Genomic DNA, 13,981 nt, shown 5'->3' with positions numbered 1-13,981 from the left:
GTTAAGAATCGTTTGGATTATTCCTAATGTATTTTGTTACTTCATGCTGATTGGATTGTCAATATGGGTAGCGGCTAATCTTAAGGGATTACAGAAATTAATAGATTAGCCATTTACATTATATTTATGGTTTTACTGCTTCTAGTGGTAGCTACCGTATTTGGAGATGGATAAGTGAAGGTTGAATGTAAAAGTTTCTTATGTGGCAAACGGAACATACATTGAAGATTAGCCGATAATTATAAAGAAGGCTACGAATAGTGTTCAATGAACCTACGTTTTATTCAAGGGGGAGAATAATGAAGAATGCACTACTAATTATAGACGTTCAAAATGGGATGTTTCAAGAAGGTAATGTTGTTTATAAAGGAGATAAGTTGCTACAAACTTTAAAAGATTTAATCGAAAAAGCACGCTCTACTGAGACACCCATTTATTATATACAACATAATGCACCTATTGGCAAACCATTAGAGTATGGTACAAAGGGTTGGGAGATTCATCGTGAAATCACTCCAAACCCTCAAGATCTAATCATTCAAAAAACGACTCCAGATTCATTTTATAATACTTCTTTAGATGATGAACTAAAAAAACAAGGGATTGAACATGTAGTCATTGCGGGAATTCAAACAGAAGCGTGTGTTGATACAACGTGTAGAAGAGCCTTTAGTTTGGATTACAAGGTCACTTTAGCTTCAGATGCACACAGCACGTGGGATTCACAAGATATTACTGCCCAACAAATTATAAACCATCATAATGGAGTGTTGCGTTGGTTTGCAGATGTTTATCTGAGTAAAGATATTACATTTGATAGTTGAAAGAAGTCTAAGTAGTTCCCGTGTTTAATGGAAGAATCAAATTAAAATATTGATTATATGAAGGGGTATAAAATGACTTATGAATTTAATGTTATGACACAAGAACAGGCAGAAAATATTGCATTTAAATGGCACTATGATGGTGATTATTCATTTTACGATATGGAAGCTGATGCAGAAGATTTAGCTGAATTTTTAAACCCAGAAGAACGAGGGAATACAACGTTTGCTGTTACAAAAGATAAGGAACTGGTTGCATTCTTTAGTGTTAGTAAAATAGCTGATAAAATTTTTGATATTGGGTTAGGGATGAGACCAGATTTAACTGGAAAGGGTAAAGGGATCGAATTTTTAAGGGCAGGTATTAACTATGTACAATCAGAATTTAAGTCTGAAAAAATCACATTATCAGTAGCAACCTTTAATCAGAGGGCGATTACACTGTACAGAAAGATTGGATTTAAAGATGTAGAGACTTTTATGCAAGATACAAATGGTAGCACATTTGAGTTTCTGAAGATGGAATATAAATGTTATTAACTCTACTTAATGTAACTGGGGAGAAGGCTGAAGAACCGTCCTCATGCTTCCTCGCACCTGGGTACTTAAAAAAACGTTAAGATCATTTCTCTTTTCTTCCAACTCAAGGTCAATATATAAATACATAACGTTACTTTGCTAAATAAATATTTTAAGGGGATGGTTCTTTGTTCTTACTAGCATCAGCACAATCAACAACATCAGTAAATACTGGTGATATTATTTTTCAGTTAATCTCTTTATTATTTCTTCTTGCCATTCCAGTGTGCATTATTATATTTGTCGTTGTTCTTAGAAAGAGGAATAACAGGCTAAGACGTGTTGAAGAAAAATTAGATAAGCTACTATCAAATAAGGAGAATGATAAAGTATAACATTCTGTTAATTGGGCTTTATTGGGAAACACTAATTTATTCAGAACTCCTTAAACTATCAGAGGCGTTTGCTGTACGTCAGAGCATCTTCTATAAATAATAATTAAGAGGCGATTGCTTGAGAATAGTAAAAATAATATTCGGGACTATTGGAAGTGTAATTCTAGGCTTACTATTTATGGGCGGAGGATTAGACTTAGACGATATAAGATTTCAAAGAAATATACGGAAGTTAAAAAAAGAGGGTTGGTTCAAGGAACTTAGCGATAATGGTTTGTATTATGAACGGATATTTCATAATGAAGCAGTACGAGAATACTTACTTCAGGATAATATTGTTGTAAAGGTAAAGAACAATGAGCAAGAAAGAAATCATTTAATATCGCTAATCAAGTCATCAGTTTGAAATTATTAGTTGAACATGCCATCTTGGGACGGCTTGCTGCTTCCTTTTAATCAAAAAAGGAAGCACAAGAACCGTCTCTGTGCTTCCTGGTGGACTATCCGAGAAACTCGAGAACCCTTTTGATTACTAGTTTAGTCGCATCAGGATCGTAGGAAGGTATGCTGCTGTCGCTGAAGAGATGTTCCTTGCCTTCGTACAGAAAAAGCTCAGCGTAAGTAGTAGATTTCACAAGTTCACGTGCTGCGTCTATGTCACCGTCTTCAACGAAGAAGGGATCTTCATTCATAGCATGAATCTGAACAGGTAAGTCGGCTGGCCATGGAGATTCGAACTCCGAGGTCGGGAGGCAGGCATGAAAAAACAGAGCGCCTTTTGATCCTTCACGTGTTTGAGCGAGCTGCTGTGCTGCTGGAACCCCGAGTGAAAAACCGGCATAAACGACATCTCGTGAAAGGTCTCCTGCCGCCTGAATGCCACGCGCCGTCACTTCTCCAAACCCGATTTCTTTAACAAATCCTAAGCCTTCCTCCAGTGAGGAAAACGTACGGCCATCAAATAGATCCGGCACATGTACAATATGCCCCGCATCTCTCAATTGATCGGCGAATGCTTCAATTCCCTTTGTTTTGCCTAAAACATGGTGGAACAATAAAATTTCTGCCATCATTTTCACCCCATTCAAATATGTCTTCAGTATAAATTTCGACAATGATACTGTTTGACCTGCTAGAACCTTAACTTCTTCCCCGGGATCATAGATTTAAAAAGAACTGTTAAATTTTTCTTGCGTTTTATAAGCTCCATTTGAAATAATTGGGATTAGTAGTTGTGAATTTTGACATAAGAGCAATAAATGTATACGAAAGAGTAGGGTCCAAATTGGATTTCCACGGTTTATTTCTAATGATCGAAGTTTAATGGAATGAGAAACTATTATGTGTTTTTACTTAACCAGAACACTAGGAGGCGCCATGATGAAAGGAAAAGAATTAGTGGAAGCGGTAGATTTTAAAAAACTGACGATCGTAGAATTACAAATTAAATTTGAGGAACTAAAAGATAAATACCCAGAAAAGAAGATGATCTTTCTTACCCAATCTGCCACCATCGAGGCTGATTTCCAGATGCAACTAGCAGAAAATGTAGAAGAGGAACCTATTCTGGGGCGTGCTCTGCAAGAATACGAGCTTAGTCCAGAAATAGACATTACAGACAAAACAATCGTAAATTCTTCTGCTTGTATTTACCTAACGAATGTGAAACTAACACCCTTTGCATCACCGAATTCACCTATGTATCTAGAAGAGTTTATCTTGTTTTCGGACCATTTATTAGGGTTATCAATTACATAAGATGTTCTACTGAAGGCGCATACCAAATCTGAAGAATATGTTTTTGAAAGGAGGCTTTAACAATGGGCGTCAAGAATTATCTAATTGAAGGGGTTTCCTGCACCGGTAAAACTACCGTCTGTAATGAATTGCAGCGGCGCGGTTATCAAGCCATCCATGGTGACCGGGAATTGGCTTATCAGGGCGATCCGGAAACTGGTGAAAAGACCGATACTGCCTCTCACGAGAACCATATATGGGATGTGGATAAGGTAAAAGCGTTGGTCGATAACAAGAATGAGCCAGTAACATTTTTCTGCGGCGGGTCCCGTAACTTCTCGAAATTTATTGATCTATTTGATGGGGTTATTATTCTAGAGGTCGATATTGAGACATTGAACCAACGACTGGACGAGCGGCCGGAAGATGAATTTGGTGGGAAGAAGTCAGAACGGGAGCTAATAGTTCGTTTGCATGAGACGAAAGAAGACATTCCTAAGAACGGAAAGATCATTGACGCGACTGGACCGACTGAGCAAGTAGTGGATGAGATTGTTCGTCAAAGTGAAATAAATTAGCTGGATAAAGGAGTGAAGTGAATGTAGGCGGTAGTTTGAGATCAAATATGAATTCGGCTATTGTCCTTCTATGAACTTACGCAGGGACAACTAAATACTCTGCTTGTTCGGTATCAAGAGAATTTAATTTCTATAAAGGAGGGGCATCTTAATGAGAGAAATTATAAGAAGTGATGTTAATGAGGATTGGGGGCATTCTGGAATTGTTGAGGCTGGGGAATTTGCTTTTGTAAACTATTGTGTAGGCGACATTGGCCAATCTATTGAACATCAGATCCAGGGTGCTTTTGACCACTTAGAGAAGCGACTGGAATCAATTGGATTAACTCTGGAATCAGTGGTTAAGATTGATTGTATGTTTAGAGATATTTGGAATATACCTGTGTTGGAAAAGGTAATTAAGGAAAGATTTAATGGTAAATACCCTGCACGCAAGTCACTCCAAACGGAATTTGCACATCGCGGCGGAGAAGATGGACTTCAATTCCAACTTGATGCTATTGCTTTTAAAGGGTAGGGTCGTAAAATTAGAAAGAAACATCATGTACCTCTAGCTGTATGATGGAGTTTATTTGCTAAGCATAAGTGATCGAGGGTAATCGGTGAATATTAATAGCATCACAGACCAGTTCCCTTTGCCATTACTATGGGAGAAAATAAATACTTTTAGTGATATGAAATAATCTAGCAACACATTACAGGTGTTACACCCGCCGGGAAATAAAGAGGTGAAATATGAAAATCACCAGAATGGATCATATTAGTATCAACGTAAACGACCTTTCAAAGGCTAGAGAGTTCTTTATTGATTTAGGACTTGAGGTAAAAGCCGAATGGGAGATGGATGGAGAACTGCTGGACAAGGTCGTCGGCATGAAAGATGTGCAAACGTCATGCGTAGGAATGGGATTGCCGGACGGTCAGACATGGATAGAACTCGTCAAGTACCGTACACCGCCAGATGAAAACGGTATTCAGCAAACCTTCCCCAACACATTGGGCATCCGACATATTTGCTTTGCTGTTGACGATCTTGAAACCATGGTTGCCCATTTGAAAAGGAAGGGTACGGAAACCTTTAGTGAGATACAGCAGTATGAAGATCATTATAAACTGTGCTACGTACGTGGTCCGGAGGGGATTATTTTAGAGCTGGCGGAGGAAATCAAATAATAAAGGGATGTAGATATGGAAAAGAGTAGAGCACAATCGATGAAAATAAGTGCAGAGGCACTAGTTGAGACTGAAGATGTAAAGGACACTTATCTTATTGAAAACGGAAAAGAAAAAAAGGTTGGTTCCACCACGGAGAAGGTAAAGTTTGTTCGTATCAACGGCCGGGAAGCGATTGAGAGAGTGCAAACATTGAATTCCGACATTATAGGCAATAGAAGAAGTATCACTGTAATTGAAAAAGTAACGTGTAAACCTATTTCATTCACTGATTACTTAAATGGCAGTCAACATGTGAAAGCCGAATATAGTGATGAAGAAGTACATATCGCGATTAAAGATAGTGAAAAAACCATCAACCTAAATGGATACTATGTTGACACATTTTCTGTAGAGCTTATATTGCGTGTGCTTCCTTTGAAGCCCGGTTTCTCCCTGCAAATGAATGGTTTCAATGCAACGATTGAGTCAGAAGTTGATATTCACATTCAAGTAGTCGAGTCAGAGCTTGTCAAAAGAGGGTTTGACGAATATGTTGATGCTTGGAAGGTGAAAACGTATTTTGGAGAAACCCTTCAATAACTATTGGATTGATCCAGTCAACAAGGAGCTGCTGAAACAGTCTTCTCAGATTGGAGATGGGCTTGTCCTGGAATTTCGTAGAGGATGACCTTTTATAGAGAAGTTTAATTTTCAAATGAAAGGAAGAGCGATGGGTCTATCTTCATCATTTCTCCATCTCTTACCTCCAAGAAGATGATTTAATAAATAGCTATAAATAAATTTTAATAAGGTAGGAAGTAATAAATGCTTCAACCAATGCAGCAAGAAAAAATAAAGGAAGGATAATCAATATGTAACTCTTGATACCATTTGTTATTATTTCTTTGATTTTGTAAGTTTTCCGCTTCCTGAGAAATACCTTTTTAACGATATTTTTATTCACATACATTCCTATTGCTACACTATAAAGAATGGGGATAATTTCAATAACTGCGTGAGGTACAAATGCGATAATCAACGTTTTTACGACGTTATGCTCCAAAATGAGACCGTAACCAGCGAGTATTCCGACGGCAGCAAAGGAAAGTAAACCAATAATAAATGGAAGTCCATAAACAGGAATAAATCCTAATAAAATGATTATTCCCCCTACGAACAAATTATTTACTAGTATTGAAAAGAACTTATGTACATTCGTCAACGCTTCTCTGTTGTTTCCATCTACCGTCTGTTCAGCAATATTTCTAGATTGTTCAATAATGAAACCTTCAAAATATAATGATGTGAAAAAGAGAAGCAAGGCTGTTATTATCCCTGTAATCAGAACAGTAAATATTGTTTTTCTGTAATAATCTTTATATACCTGCCACTCTATATTAAACTTTTCTCTAATGATACTCACACTCATTTSTGAAACATTCCTCCAATTAGATTACTATCAGATTCTCTTATTGTGAATTTACTTGTTAAATGATCTTCATTTTCAATAATACCATAAAAAGTAAATTGTTCTTTTTACTATAGAAGAAAAATTATTTTCTAATAGAGCCAATTAATTGCTTAGTACGGCATTCAATTAGTTAACTCCTAACCTAAAATTGGGTAATTATGTTAAAATATACTTGAGACATCGAATTCTAAGTCCTCAAACTAATTTGATTAATATTTTGAATCAACAAGAGTTTCTACAGGGGTGAGTGTTAATGAAAAGAAAGTTCCAACCAACACCAGATGCTATAAAAGAATGGATAAAGGCTTACGTACCAGACAAAGACCTCTTTTTCCTCCCAGAGAACAACCTTGCCAGTTTTAAAGAATATCTAAGTAATGTCCTAGTGGTTCCCCACGAAGAGTTCAAAAACCATTCAACTTATAAGCAGATTCAACTTGCAAACAGCTATGAGTATTGGAATCTATCAAAGGAAGTTAAGTATGTACTTGTGACACCTCCAGGATGGGTGAATCATCTACCAGTTGAGAAGAAAGACGATCTTTTTCACATTCAAGTAGAAGTGGGAAGGGGACTAATTCATCCCATCTCTGACTTTACTGGAGACGCATCATTCCTTCATAACAATGTTGTTGAAGTGAATGGAGAGAAGTACCTAGTCCTTCATAAAGCCATGTGGGAAGACCCCTATTATACTAGTAAAGAAGAAATCATAACAGATATTGCCCAACAATGGGAGGATTGGACTTGCTATCATGTTCCACCCCAAACTCCTCAGCACTTACTGCCATTTGCCAACACATTTCCATCCAGAGCAGGTAGTAATTGTTTATCGGCCACCCTGTTCGCCATAACTAAACAGGAATGGATCATACATGAATGGGTACATCCTCAGACGTTTCTTCAAAGTTTGAAAAATGAGGATTATCACTTGATCTTTCCCGAAGATATGAGAGCAGGTGATGTGCTTACATGGGAAAATGCAGACGGAATCATTCAACACGCCTCTTACTGCATAGACGGTCAGTTTTTCTTTAACAAACGCGGCCAAACTTTTTTTAATGCTTGGAGTATCCTGCATTATGATGATCTTAAAGAAGATTGGGGTCTCTATCATATGAAGTGCTTCCGGAAACAATCCTAGGGAGGAGCGTGCCATGACTACATTCAAAGAACTGACCTCAAGCTTTTTGCTGATCATCAGCTGGTTTCTGTTTGCCATAAGTACGTATCTCCTTTATTGGACGATCATTATGCCTGAGTATGTCATCATGCCGTTCCTTCTTTTTGTAGCTGCTGATCTGTTGTGTTTTTACAGTTCAAGAAAACTTGATGGTAGAGGGAAAGCTGATACATAAAATGGATATGGAGCTTCTTGGATTCCAGCAGTTAGGAAGGAAGTGAAGGGGAAAATGGAAGTATTTAAAAAGATCATCAATCTCCTTAATCGATTGAAGCAAGTATTTTACTCCTATGATGATGAAGGTTTCTCGACCGCTGAAAAAGAATACATTGATCGTATCAAGAATGCCAATCCTTATGGCATTTTTGTCCTGATTTTTGGCGGGATATCCTTCGCATTCGGACCACGGTATGTCATTTTCCCAATCATCACTTTGGCGGTAGCCTCCTTTACAATTTGGACCTTTGATCAAGAAACAGAAGACAACCCATGGACGTTTTTCCTGGGCACGGTTCTATCTCTCACAGGATTGTATATGCATATGGTGGGAGCGGTTCATGTTCTCATTCTTTAAGGAGGGAAGGGTAGATGGAATTCATTAATCGCATTCAAGAAATTTTATCAACGGGACTTGCATTTGTTGTTTATCTTGTCATACCGGCGTTTATTATCATTAGAGCCATCCGAAAAAAGAAACTCCCCAATAATCAATACACCCCTCTAGACGATATCCTGGACGGGAAAGTGAGAGATCCTGAGGAAGAGAATGATGGCAAAAGGATGGACTAAGAGATGAATAATCTGGAATTTTATAGAAAATTAGAGGAGAAGGGAATACAAAAAGCGAACTACTTGATAGACCAGTATAAAGGAGAGAAGGATTTGAATAAATCATTTGTTGAGCAGGTGCATTATATTAGAATTCCAGTCAAGAATGTCGAACAGTCAGCACATTGGTACAGAGATATGTTGGGTCTAGAGCTATTAAACGTTAACGAGGAACTGGCCGCCATCAAGGTAAATGAAGGACCGTTCTTGCTGATCCTCATCCCAACGGAAGATGAAACCTTTGCCCATTTCACAGTGAATCAAGAACAGGAATTCAGCATTGGCTTTACAAGCCCGAAGCTGGGTGAATTTCATCAACACTTATCGGATTACGGGGTGAAGGTCGATGAGATAAAAGAAGATAGTGGTCATGCCTTTTTCCATTTTTACGATCCAGATGGCAATAAGCTGCAAGCCCACTGGTAATAGATAAGCCAATTTCCGAATGTACCGGAAATTGGCTTTTTTTAATGTAATTTCAAAAATATGGTTGACTATTCAGTTGAACTGTATTATCTTGTTAGTAAGCTGAACTATATAGTTGAACTGAATAAAAGGGTGAGAACATGAAACATAAATTATTGCCGTTGTCTGAAACGATGCATTACATTTTACTGGCACTGCGTGAGCCACTTCACGGGTATGCGGCTATGCAGAAGATTGAAGAAATGAGTAATGGGACCGTTGTGTTAGCGGCCGGTACATTATACGGTGCGATTGAGAATCTGAATAAACATGGTTGGATCGAACCTGTTGGACATTCGGGCAGGAGAAAGATTTACAGTATAACTTCAGAAGGAAGCGCCATTTTGAAAATGGAGCAAGAAAGGCTTGTGCATATTTTATCCTTGTATGAAGGAAGTGAAGCGAATGAAGAAGGTTAAATGGTTCATCAGTATTGAAAAAGAAGAACGTTGGCTGAATGAACAATTGCAAAAAGGCTATCGGTGCACGAACATCAGTGGACTGGGAGTATACACCTTTGAAAAAACCGATAAGAGCTATGTGATGCGCCTGGACTATCAGGATTATCTATCCAAGAAAAAGTTGGAGGAATACAGAGGGATCTATGAAGATTTCGGTTGGAGCTACCTGAAGGGGTACTGGCTGAGTGGAATACGGTATTGGCAGAAAGAAAGCGATGACCAGGATGAAATCTTTTCTGACCGGGAGTCCAGGAGACATTATTATAAACGGATCATGGGCTATTCTTTTTGGTTTGGCATGATATTTCTCATCTATTCTTTTGGCTACTACAGGGATCCACAAATATATCATGAAGGCCTTTGGAATATGGAAAATGATTTATTCTGGAAAGCGTTTCTCTTTGAAACGCCATTTGCCCTATTGAAACTGTTTCCTGCTTTTATGGTGGTTTTATTGGCAGGGAGTTATTATAAGGCTTATCGGAAGTATACAGTGTTGAAAGAACAATAGGTGGAAAGGGCTTATCCGGGTAGGATAAGCCCTTTTTATCTAAGTTTTCCTTGAGTAAGCTGCTCGATTTTGAAATAATTGGTAGTAAGTTACATAGTTTTTGCTTATCTATTCTGTCACTCATTGTACCTTGTTGTTCTTAATGGGAATAGAATGCAAGAACTATTAACGAGTGGACTTGCTTTTGTTGTTTATATTGCCATGCCAGCGATTATATTAGAAGAAAGATGCTCACTAATAATACTTAAACTCCTGTAAACGATATTCTAGATGGTAAAGTTAACGATCTTAAAGATGATGACAGTAAATAAGCCAAAACACTGTTACGTAATTATTTATGAGGGGGGTCATTATGAGGAAGTTTTTCTTATTGCTAATTGCAGCGTCACTTCTCCTAATAGGCTGCGGCGAGATGGGAAGTGGTGAGAGTTTAGTGACATATGATAATAGTCAACTTGCTGGAGATTTAGAAAACGAAGGAATTGAACCTAAATTACCGACGGAGTTTCCGGTAGACATTGCAGAATATGAGATAGTGAAACCTCCGCACGAATCGTCCAGACACGAGATACAACTAACTGGTAAAAATGGTGAAATATTCAATCTGGTCGTCCACACCTCCCCAGTAACTTACGATGGAGAATTGGAAAATCAAGAAGAAGTGAAAATAAACGGAAATGAAGGTTTCTATGCTGAAAATGATGTAACTGGTCCATCAGTACATTGGACAGATGAAGGTTTTCATTACATTTTAGAATATCAATCGATTGGCTTAGATACAGAAGTGAACAAAGAAACAATGATGGCAATAGCAGAATCATATAAATAGATTATTGGATAAGTAGTTCGTGAATAAAACGTAGACAAGAGGGATGACTTGAAGAAGATAGTGTGTGTATTATTTATTCTTTTATTATTTGGTTGTAGCAATGACATGGAGCAAAAAGAACGGATAAAAATCCTCGAAAAGGAAACGTATGTAGCTTATTCTGATAGTCAAAATGTATTAGCACCTAGGGTATGTTTAGAAAATCATAAGGAAGCAAAATCAAATGAACCGTTTTTAGTGACATTCGAAGTAACCGGTGAGTTAAAGTCTATAGTGGAAAAGGATTCTAACGTTACAATTGATAGTCGAAATTTGCTTAAAGGAAGTAAGGAAGACATTTCAAGTCTACCACCTGATGGGAAATCCTTTTGCACTGGAATTACTTTGCCACTGACTAAAGAAGTGGCTCAAGACGAATTAGAAAACATGATAACTCAAGAGGATCTAAAGGTATCCGTTACTGAATTAGATGGTGAAGTGATATCCTCCTATACCATCAAGCAGTTTGTGATCGGAAAGCCCGATGGCTCAATAGTTGAACCATAGTGGGAAAAGGGAGCTAACCCTGCCACAAAGAAAGGGTTATCAATGATATGTGAGAAGCAACACTTCTGGAGGAGGACAAATAAGTATGTCAGATAAAAAGTATCATAGAGCTTTTGGAGTTTACGGTATCTATATAGAAGATGGAAAACTCTTAGTTATACATAAAAATGGTGGCCCTTATATTAATCGTTTTGACTTACCAGGAGGAAGTTTGGAAGAAGGTGAGAGTTTAGCAGAAGCGATGAGGAGAGAGTTTCTTGAAGAAACAGGTATAGAGATTGAAATTGAGAATCAAATCGGGGTGATTGATTTCAAATTCCCCTCAATGTGGAGAGATTTCACCAATGTTCATCATATTGCCGTCTATTATTCTGTAAGAAAGATTGGTGGGGAAATAGGCATACCGGAACAGTTTGAAGGGCAAGACTCATTGGGAGCTGTCTGGATAGCCGAACATGAGGTGTCCAGGGAAAATGCTTCCCCTTTAGTGATGAAAGCTTTTGAGTGGGTGAAAACCAATGAGTTGGGGTTGGACGCAGAGGTTTATGAAGAGTGGGAAGTTTTGAAATGAGGGGTTTTTAATTGTGGAAATTATGCCAGTCGCTTAAAAACTGTAATTTATGCTGCTGTCGCTCATTAGAATTGAGTCTTGAAAATGATATATATATAGGACGATAAGAATTTGGGGTTGGTGATTATTTGGACGTAAATATTGTATTAGCACAATTTGAACCATCCTTTAGGGTGTTTGAAAATCTTAATAAAATGATTAATTTTATTGCTCAATCATCAAGTGGGGATATTGTAGTCTTTCCTGAAGGATGTTTATCGGGTTATTCAGACAACCTTGAATTTCTACACAAAGTAAATATGAAAGATCTTGAGAAAGCTATTGCAGAATTACGAATGATCTCAAAAGAAAAAGAAGTTCATATAGTATTTGGTTCTTGTATTGTAGAGGATAATAATTGGTATAATGCGGGTTTTTACCTATCTCCCAAAGGCAATAAACATATATACAAAAAGGTCAATTTAGCATTTCACGAAAGAGAGACATTTAAAGCGGGAGATGAACTATCACATTTTTACATTGATTTAAATGGTGAAAAAATTAAATGTGCCATTCAATTATGCAGAGAAATAAGATTTCCTGAACAATGGAAATTATTATCTTTACAAGGAACAGAAATTATTTTTTATCTGACCAATACTCTCGGGGCTGAGAAGCGGCAAGTTTGGGATGCTCACTTAATAAGCAGGGCAGCAGAAAACCAGCGTTATGTCATATCCTCTAATATTACTAGCGATGTTCAAGGGTGTTCATCAATGATTGTTTCCCCTAATGGAAGTATTATTAAGACTATTCCTTCTAACATCGAAGCAATAGAAAGAATTCAACTGAATTTGGAAGAAAATTCTGATTGGTATTTAAACCAAAGTCGATCAGACTTGGTCAAAATTGCAAAAATATGATCTTACTTAATTCGATATGATAGAGAGTTGGTTGACTAAAGTATTGTCTCTATAAAAGCACACGACCTTATTAACATACATGTATAAATATTTTTCTGCTTTAAAATAGAAGTTTGCAAGGGAGTTAAAATGCTATGAAACCACTACAAGGAAAAATTGCTCTTGTCACAGGTGCATCCCGTGGAGCGGGTAGAGGGATCGCCTTCGAACTAGGCACTGCCGGAGCAACTGTGTATGTGACGGGTCGCAGTGTAAGGGGAGCTACAACCGATGATCGGCCAGAAACGATTGAGGACACGGCCGATGGTGTCACATCACGTGGAGGGAATGGTATCGCCGTAAGATGTGACCATACAAATGACAATGATGTCAGAAACCTGTTTGAGCGAATTGAAAGGGAACATGGCAGGATTGATATGTTAGTCAATAGTGTATTTGGTGGTTCTGAAAGTTCTTTACCTTCAGGAGAAGGAAGACATTTTTGGGAACGTCCACAGGAACACTGGGACGCGATGATGGTTGCTGGCCCGCAGGCTTATTTACTGACCAGTCGCTACGCTGTGCCTTTGATGCAGCAACAGAAAAGAGGGTTGATTGTAAATATGACATTTTTTATCAAAGACAAGATTTCAGGTAATTTATATTATGATTTAGCTATGAATGCTATCAATCGAATGACAATGGGAATGGCAAAAGAATTAAAAGACTTCAATATTTCAGCCGTAGCAGTTTGTCCAGGATGGATGAGGACCGAAAGAGTGATTGATTCAGGATTTGGACCCGAAGATGGAGCAACGGAAACAACAGCATATGTAGGGCGTGCTGTAGTGGCATTAGCCACAGACCCAACGGTATCAAGGTTTTCAGGCGACGCCTTGGTGGTCGCTGATCTAGCAAAATTATATGGTTTTACAGATGTGGATGGAACTCAACCATTGCCGTTTGGAGGATAACTAGCAACTAGCCATTTAAAGATTAGTGCTTAAGTTTCGAATGATTGGAGGAC

23 protein-coding genes are annotated in these 13,981 nt (G+C 37.9%); 21 read left to right on the top strand and 2 right to left on the bottom strand.

Translation table 11 applies throughout. The annotated features are described in order from the left end of the window. The first annotated feature begins 299 nt into the window (after positions 1 to 299). The 4 genes from AM506_RS04615 to AM506_RS04600 all read left to right on the top strand — a co-directional run bounded on the left by AM506_RS04615 (position 300) and on the right by AM506_RS04600 (position 2,144). Positions 300 to 824 (top strand): cysteine hydrolase family protein, encoded by a 525-nt coding sequence (locus AM506_RS04615; protein WP_060671266.1) that lies wholly within the window; start codon positions 300 to 302, stop codon positions 822 to 824. Positions 825 to 896: 72 nt separating this feature from the next. Next, a complete protein-coding gene (locus AM506_RS04610) occupies positions 897 to 1,364 on the top strand; it encodes a GNAT family N-acetyltransferase (protein ID WP_060671264.1) in 468 nt (155 codons plus the stop codon). A gap of 167 nt (positions 1,365 to 1,531) precedes the next feature. Next, positions 1,532 to 1,738, top strand: coding sequence for a hypothetical protein (locus AM506_RS04605; RefSeq protein ID WP_060671262.1), 207 nt, complete (start codon positions 1,532 to 1,534; stop codon positions 1,736 to 1,738). 118 nt (positions 1,739 to 1,856) lie between these two features. Next, entirely contained in the window at positions 1,857 to 2,144 is a 288-nt protein-coding gene (locus AM506_RS04600; protein WP_060671260.1) for a hypothetical protein, read from the top strand. 94 nt (positions 2,145 to 2,238) lie between these two features. On the opposite strand, the gene AM506_RS04595 is transcribed toward AM506_RS04600, so the two are convergent. Then, complete coding sequence (locus AM506_RS04595) at positions 2,239 to 2,808, bottom strand: dienelactone hydrolase family protein (RefSeq protein ID WP_060671258.1); 570 nt, start codon at positions 2,806 to 2,808, stop codon at positions 2,239 to 2,241. A gap of 310 nt (positions 2,809 to 3,118) precedes the next feature. Here AM506_RS04595 and AM506_RS04590 point away from each other — a divergent pair, with 310 nt between their 5' ends. The 5 genes from AM506_RS04590 to AM506_RS04570 all read left to right on the top strand — a co-directional run bounded on the left by AM506_RS04590 (position 3,119) and on the right by AM506_RS04570 (position 5,808). Then, complete coding sequence (locus AM506_RS04590; RefSeq protein WP_060671256.1) at positions 3,119 to 3,496, top strand: hypothetical protein; 378 nt, start codon at positions 3,119 to 3,121, stop codon at positions 3,494 to 3,496. Positions 3,497 to 3,558: 62 nt separating this feature from the next. Next, positions 3,559 to 4,053: an AAA family ATPase gene (locus tag AM506_RS04585; RefSeq protein ID WP_060671253.1), complete on the top strand. Its 495-nt coding sequence runs from the start codon at positions 3,559 to 3,561 to the stop codon at positions 4,051 to 4,053. A gap of 151 nt (positions 4,054 to 4,204) precedes the next feature. Further along, on the top strand, positions 4,205 to 4,570 hold the full coding sequence (locus AM506_RS04580; protein WP_060671251.1) for a RidA family protein: 366 nt from the start codon (positions 4,205 to 4,207) through the stop codon (positions 4,568 to 4,570). 218 nt (positions 4,571 to 4,788) lie between these two features. Further along, a complete protein-coding gene (locus AM506_RS04575) occupies positions 4,789 to 5,226 on the top strand; it encodes a VOC family protein (RefSeq protein WP_060671250.1) in 438 nt (145 codons plus the stop codon). Positions 5,227 to 5,241: 15 nt separating this feature from the next. After that, a complete protein-coding gene (locus AM506_RS04570; RefSeq protein WP_060671248.1) occupies positions 5,242 to 5,808 on the top strand; it encodes a hypothetical protein in 567 nt (188 codons plus the stop codon). 190 nt (positions 5,809 to 5,998) lie between these two features. Here AM506_RS04570 and AM506_RS04565 read toward each other — a convergent pair whose 3' ends face one another. Next, positions 5,999 to 6,637, bottom strand: a complete 639-nt coding sequence (locus AM506_RS04565) for a stage II sporulation protein M (protein WP_060671246.1) — start codon at positions 6,635 to 6,637, stop codon at positions 5,999 to 6,001. A gap of 295 nt (positions 6,638 to 6,932) precedes the next feature. Between AM506_RS04565 and AM506_RS04560 the strand changes: the two genes are divergently transcribed. From AM506_RS04560 to AM506_RS04505, 12 genes are all read left to right on the top strand, one after another. After that, positions 6,933 to 7,823: a hypothetical protein gene (locus AM506_RS04560; RefSeq protein ID WP_060671244.1), complete on the top strand. Its 891-nt coding sequence runs from the start codon at positions 6,933 to 6,935 to the stop codon at positions 7,821 to 7,823. 13 nt (positions 7,824 to 7,836) lie between these two features. Next, positions 7,837 to 8,037: a hypothetical protein gene (locus AM506_RS04555; protein ID WP_060671242.1), complete on the top strand. Its 201-nt coding sequence runs from the start codon at positions 7,837 to 7,839 to the stop codon at positions 8,035 to 8,037. A 54-nt stretch (positions 8,038 to 8,091) separates the two neighbouring features. Next, positions 8,092 to 8,436, top strand: coding sequence for a hypothetical protein (locus AM506_RS04550; RefSeq protein ID WP_060671240.1), 345 nt, complete (start codon positions 8,092 to 8,094; stop codon positions 8,434 to 8,436). A 14-nt stretch (positions 8,437 to 8,450) separates the two neighbouring features. Continuing rightward, positions 8,451 to 8,651: a hypothetical protein gene (locus AM506_RS04545; RefSeq protein ID WP_060671238.1), complete on the top strand. Its 201-nt coding sequence runs from the start codon at positions 8,451 to 8,453 to the stop codon at positions 8,649 to 8,651. A gap of 93 nt (positions 8,652 to 8,744) precedes the next feature. Beyond that, a complete protein-coding gene (locus tag AM506_RS04540; RefSeq protein ID WP_060671351.1) occupies positions 8,745 to 9,116 on the top strand; it encodes a VOC family protein in 372 nt (123 codons plus the stop codon). A 140-nt stretch (positions 9,117 to 9,256) separates the two neighbouring features. Then, complete coding sequence (locus AM506_RS04535; protein ID WP_060671236.1) at positions 9,257 to 9,574, top strand: PadR family transcriptional regulator; 318 nt, start codon at positions 9,257 to 9,259, stop codon at positions 9,572 to 9,574. Next, complete coding sequence (locus tag AM506_RS04530) at positions 9,561 to 10,127, top strand: DUF2812 domain-containing protein (RefSeq protein WP_060671235.1); 567 nt, start codon at positions 9,561 to 9,563, stop codon at positions 10,125 to 10,127. Before AM506_RS04535 ends, AM506_RS04530 begins: the two co-directional genes overlap by 14 nt. Before the next feature lie 352 nt (positions 10,128 to 10,479). Beyond that, positions 10,480 to 10,956, top strand: a complete 477-nt coding sequence (locus tag AM506_RS04525) for a DUF4367 domain-containing protein (RefSeq protein WP_060671232.1) — start codon at positions 10,480 to 10,482, stop codon at positions 10,954 to 10,956. Positions 10,957 to 11,004: 48 nt separating this feature from the next. After that, positions 11,005 to 11,502: a hypothetical protein gene (locus AM506_RS04520; protein ID WP_060671230.1), complete on the top strand. Its 498-nt coding sequence runs from the start codon at positions 11,005 to 11,007 to the stop codon at positions 11,500 to 11,502. A gap of 85 nt (positions 11,503 to 11,587) precedes the next feature. Then, on the top strand, positions 11,588 to 12,073 hold the full coding sequence (locus AM506_RS04515) for an NUDIX hydrolase (RefSeq protein WP_060671229.1): 486 nt from the start codon (positions 11,588 to 11,590) through the stop codon (positions 12,071 to 12,073). Positions 12,074 to 12,201: 128 nt separating this feature from the next. Continuing rightward, entirely contained in the window at positions 12,202 to 12,975 is a 774-nt protein-coding gene (locus tag AM506_RS04510) for a carbon-nitrogen hydrolase family protein (RefSeq protein ID WP_060671227.1), read from the top strand. Between the two features lie 134 nt (positions 12,976 to 13,109). Beyond that, complete coding sequence (locus AM506_RS04505; RefSeq protein WP_060671225.1) at positions 13,110 to 13,928, top strand: SDR family NAD(P)-dependent oxidoreductase; 819 nt, start codon at positions 13,110 to 13,112, stop codon at positions 13,926 to 13,928. Positions 13,929 to 13,981 lie beyond the last annotated feature (53 nt).

The sequence above is a fragment of the Rossellomorea vietnamensis genome, from assembly GCF_001305855.1.
In the GTDB taxonomy this organism is placed as follows: domain Bacteria; phylum Bacillota; class Bacilli; order Bacillales; family Bacillaceae_B; genus Rossellomorea; species Rossellomorea vietnamensis_A.
Note: the sequence above shows the minus strand (reverse complement) of the source record. Positions and strands in the feature narration are given on the sequence as shown.

Excerpts from the sequence above, each read along its gene's own strand:
- AM506_RS04515 (WP_060671229.1), top strand. The coding sequence starts at position 11,588 with ATGTCAGATAAAAAGTATCATAGAGCTTTTGGAGTTTACGGTATCTAT.
- AM506_RS04505 (WP_060671225.1), top strand. The coding sequence starts at position 13,110 with ATGAAACCACTACAAGGAAAAATTGCTCTTGTCACAGGTGCATCCCGT.
- AM506_RS04585 (WP_060671253.1), top strand. The coding sequence starts at position 3,559 with ATGGGCGTCAAGAATTATCTAATTGAAGGGGTTTCCTGCACCGGTAAA.
- AM506_RS04545 (WP_060671238.1), top strand. The coding sequence starts at position 8,451 with ATGGAATTCATTAATCGCATTCAAGAAATTTTATCAACGGGACTTGCA.
- AM506_RS04565 (WP_060671246.1), bottom strand. The coding sequence starts at position 6,637 with ATGAGTGTGAGTATCATTAGAGAAAAGTTTAATATAGAGTGGCAGGTA.
- AM506_RS04530 (WP_060671235.1), top strand. The coding sequence starts at position 9,561 with ATGAAGAAGGTTAAATGGTTCATCAGTATTGAAAAAGAAGAACGTTGG.
- AM506_RS04535 (WP_060671236.1), top strand. The coding sequence starts at position 9,257 with ATGAAACATAAATTATTGCCGTTGTCTGAAACGATGCATTACATTTTA.
- AM506_RS04595 (WP_060671258.1), bottom strand. The coding sequence starts at position 2,808 with ATGGCAGAAATTTTATTGTTCCACCATGTTTTAGGCAAAACAAAGGGA.
- AM506_RS04575 (WP_060671250.1), top strand. The coding sequence starts at position 4,789 with ATGAAAATCACCAGAATGGATCATATTAGTATCAACGTAAACGACCTT.
- AM506_RS04555 (WP_060671242.1), top strand. The coding sequence starts at position 7,837 with ATGACTACATTCAAAGAACTGACCTCAAGCTTTTTGCTGATCATCAGC.
- AM506_RS04615 (WP_060671266.1), top strand. The coding sequence starts at position 300 with ATGAAGAATGCACTACTAATTATAGACGTTCAAAATGGGATGTTTCAA.
- AM506_RS04580 (WP_060671251.1), top strand. The coding sequence starts at position 4,205 with ATGAGAGAAATTATAAGAAGTGATGTTAATGAGGATTGGGGGCATTCT.
- AM506_RS04590 (WP_060671256.1), top strand. The coding sequence starts at position 3,119 with ATGAAAGGAAAAGAATTAGTGGAAGCGGTAGATTTTAAAAAACTGACG.
- AM506_RS04550 (WP_060671240.1), top strand. The coding sequence starts at position 8,092 with ATGGAAGTATTTAAAAAGATCATCAATCTCCTTAATCGATTGAAGCAA.
- AM506_RS04610 (WP_060671264.1), top strand. The coding sequence starts at position 897 with ATGACTTATGAATTTAATGTTATGACACAAGAACAGGCAGAAAATATT.
- AM506_RS04560 (WP_060671244.1), top strand. The coding sequence starts at position 6,933 with ATGAAAAGAAAGTTCCAACCAACACCAGATGCTATAAAAGAATGGATA.
- AM506_RS04525 (WP_060671232.1), top strand. The coding sequence starts at position 10,480 with ATGAGGAAGTTTTTCTTATTGCTAATTGCAGCGTCACTTCTCCTAATA.
- AM506_RS04570 (WP_060671248.1), top strand. The coding sequence starts at position 5,242 with ATGGAAAAGAGTAGAGCACAATCGATGAAAATAAGTGCAGAGGCACTA.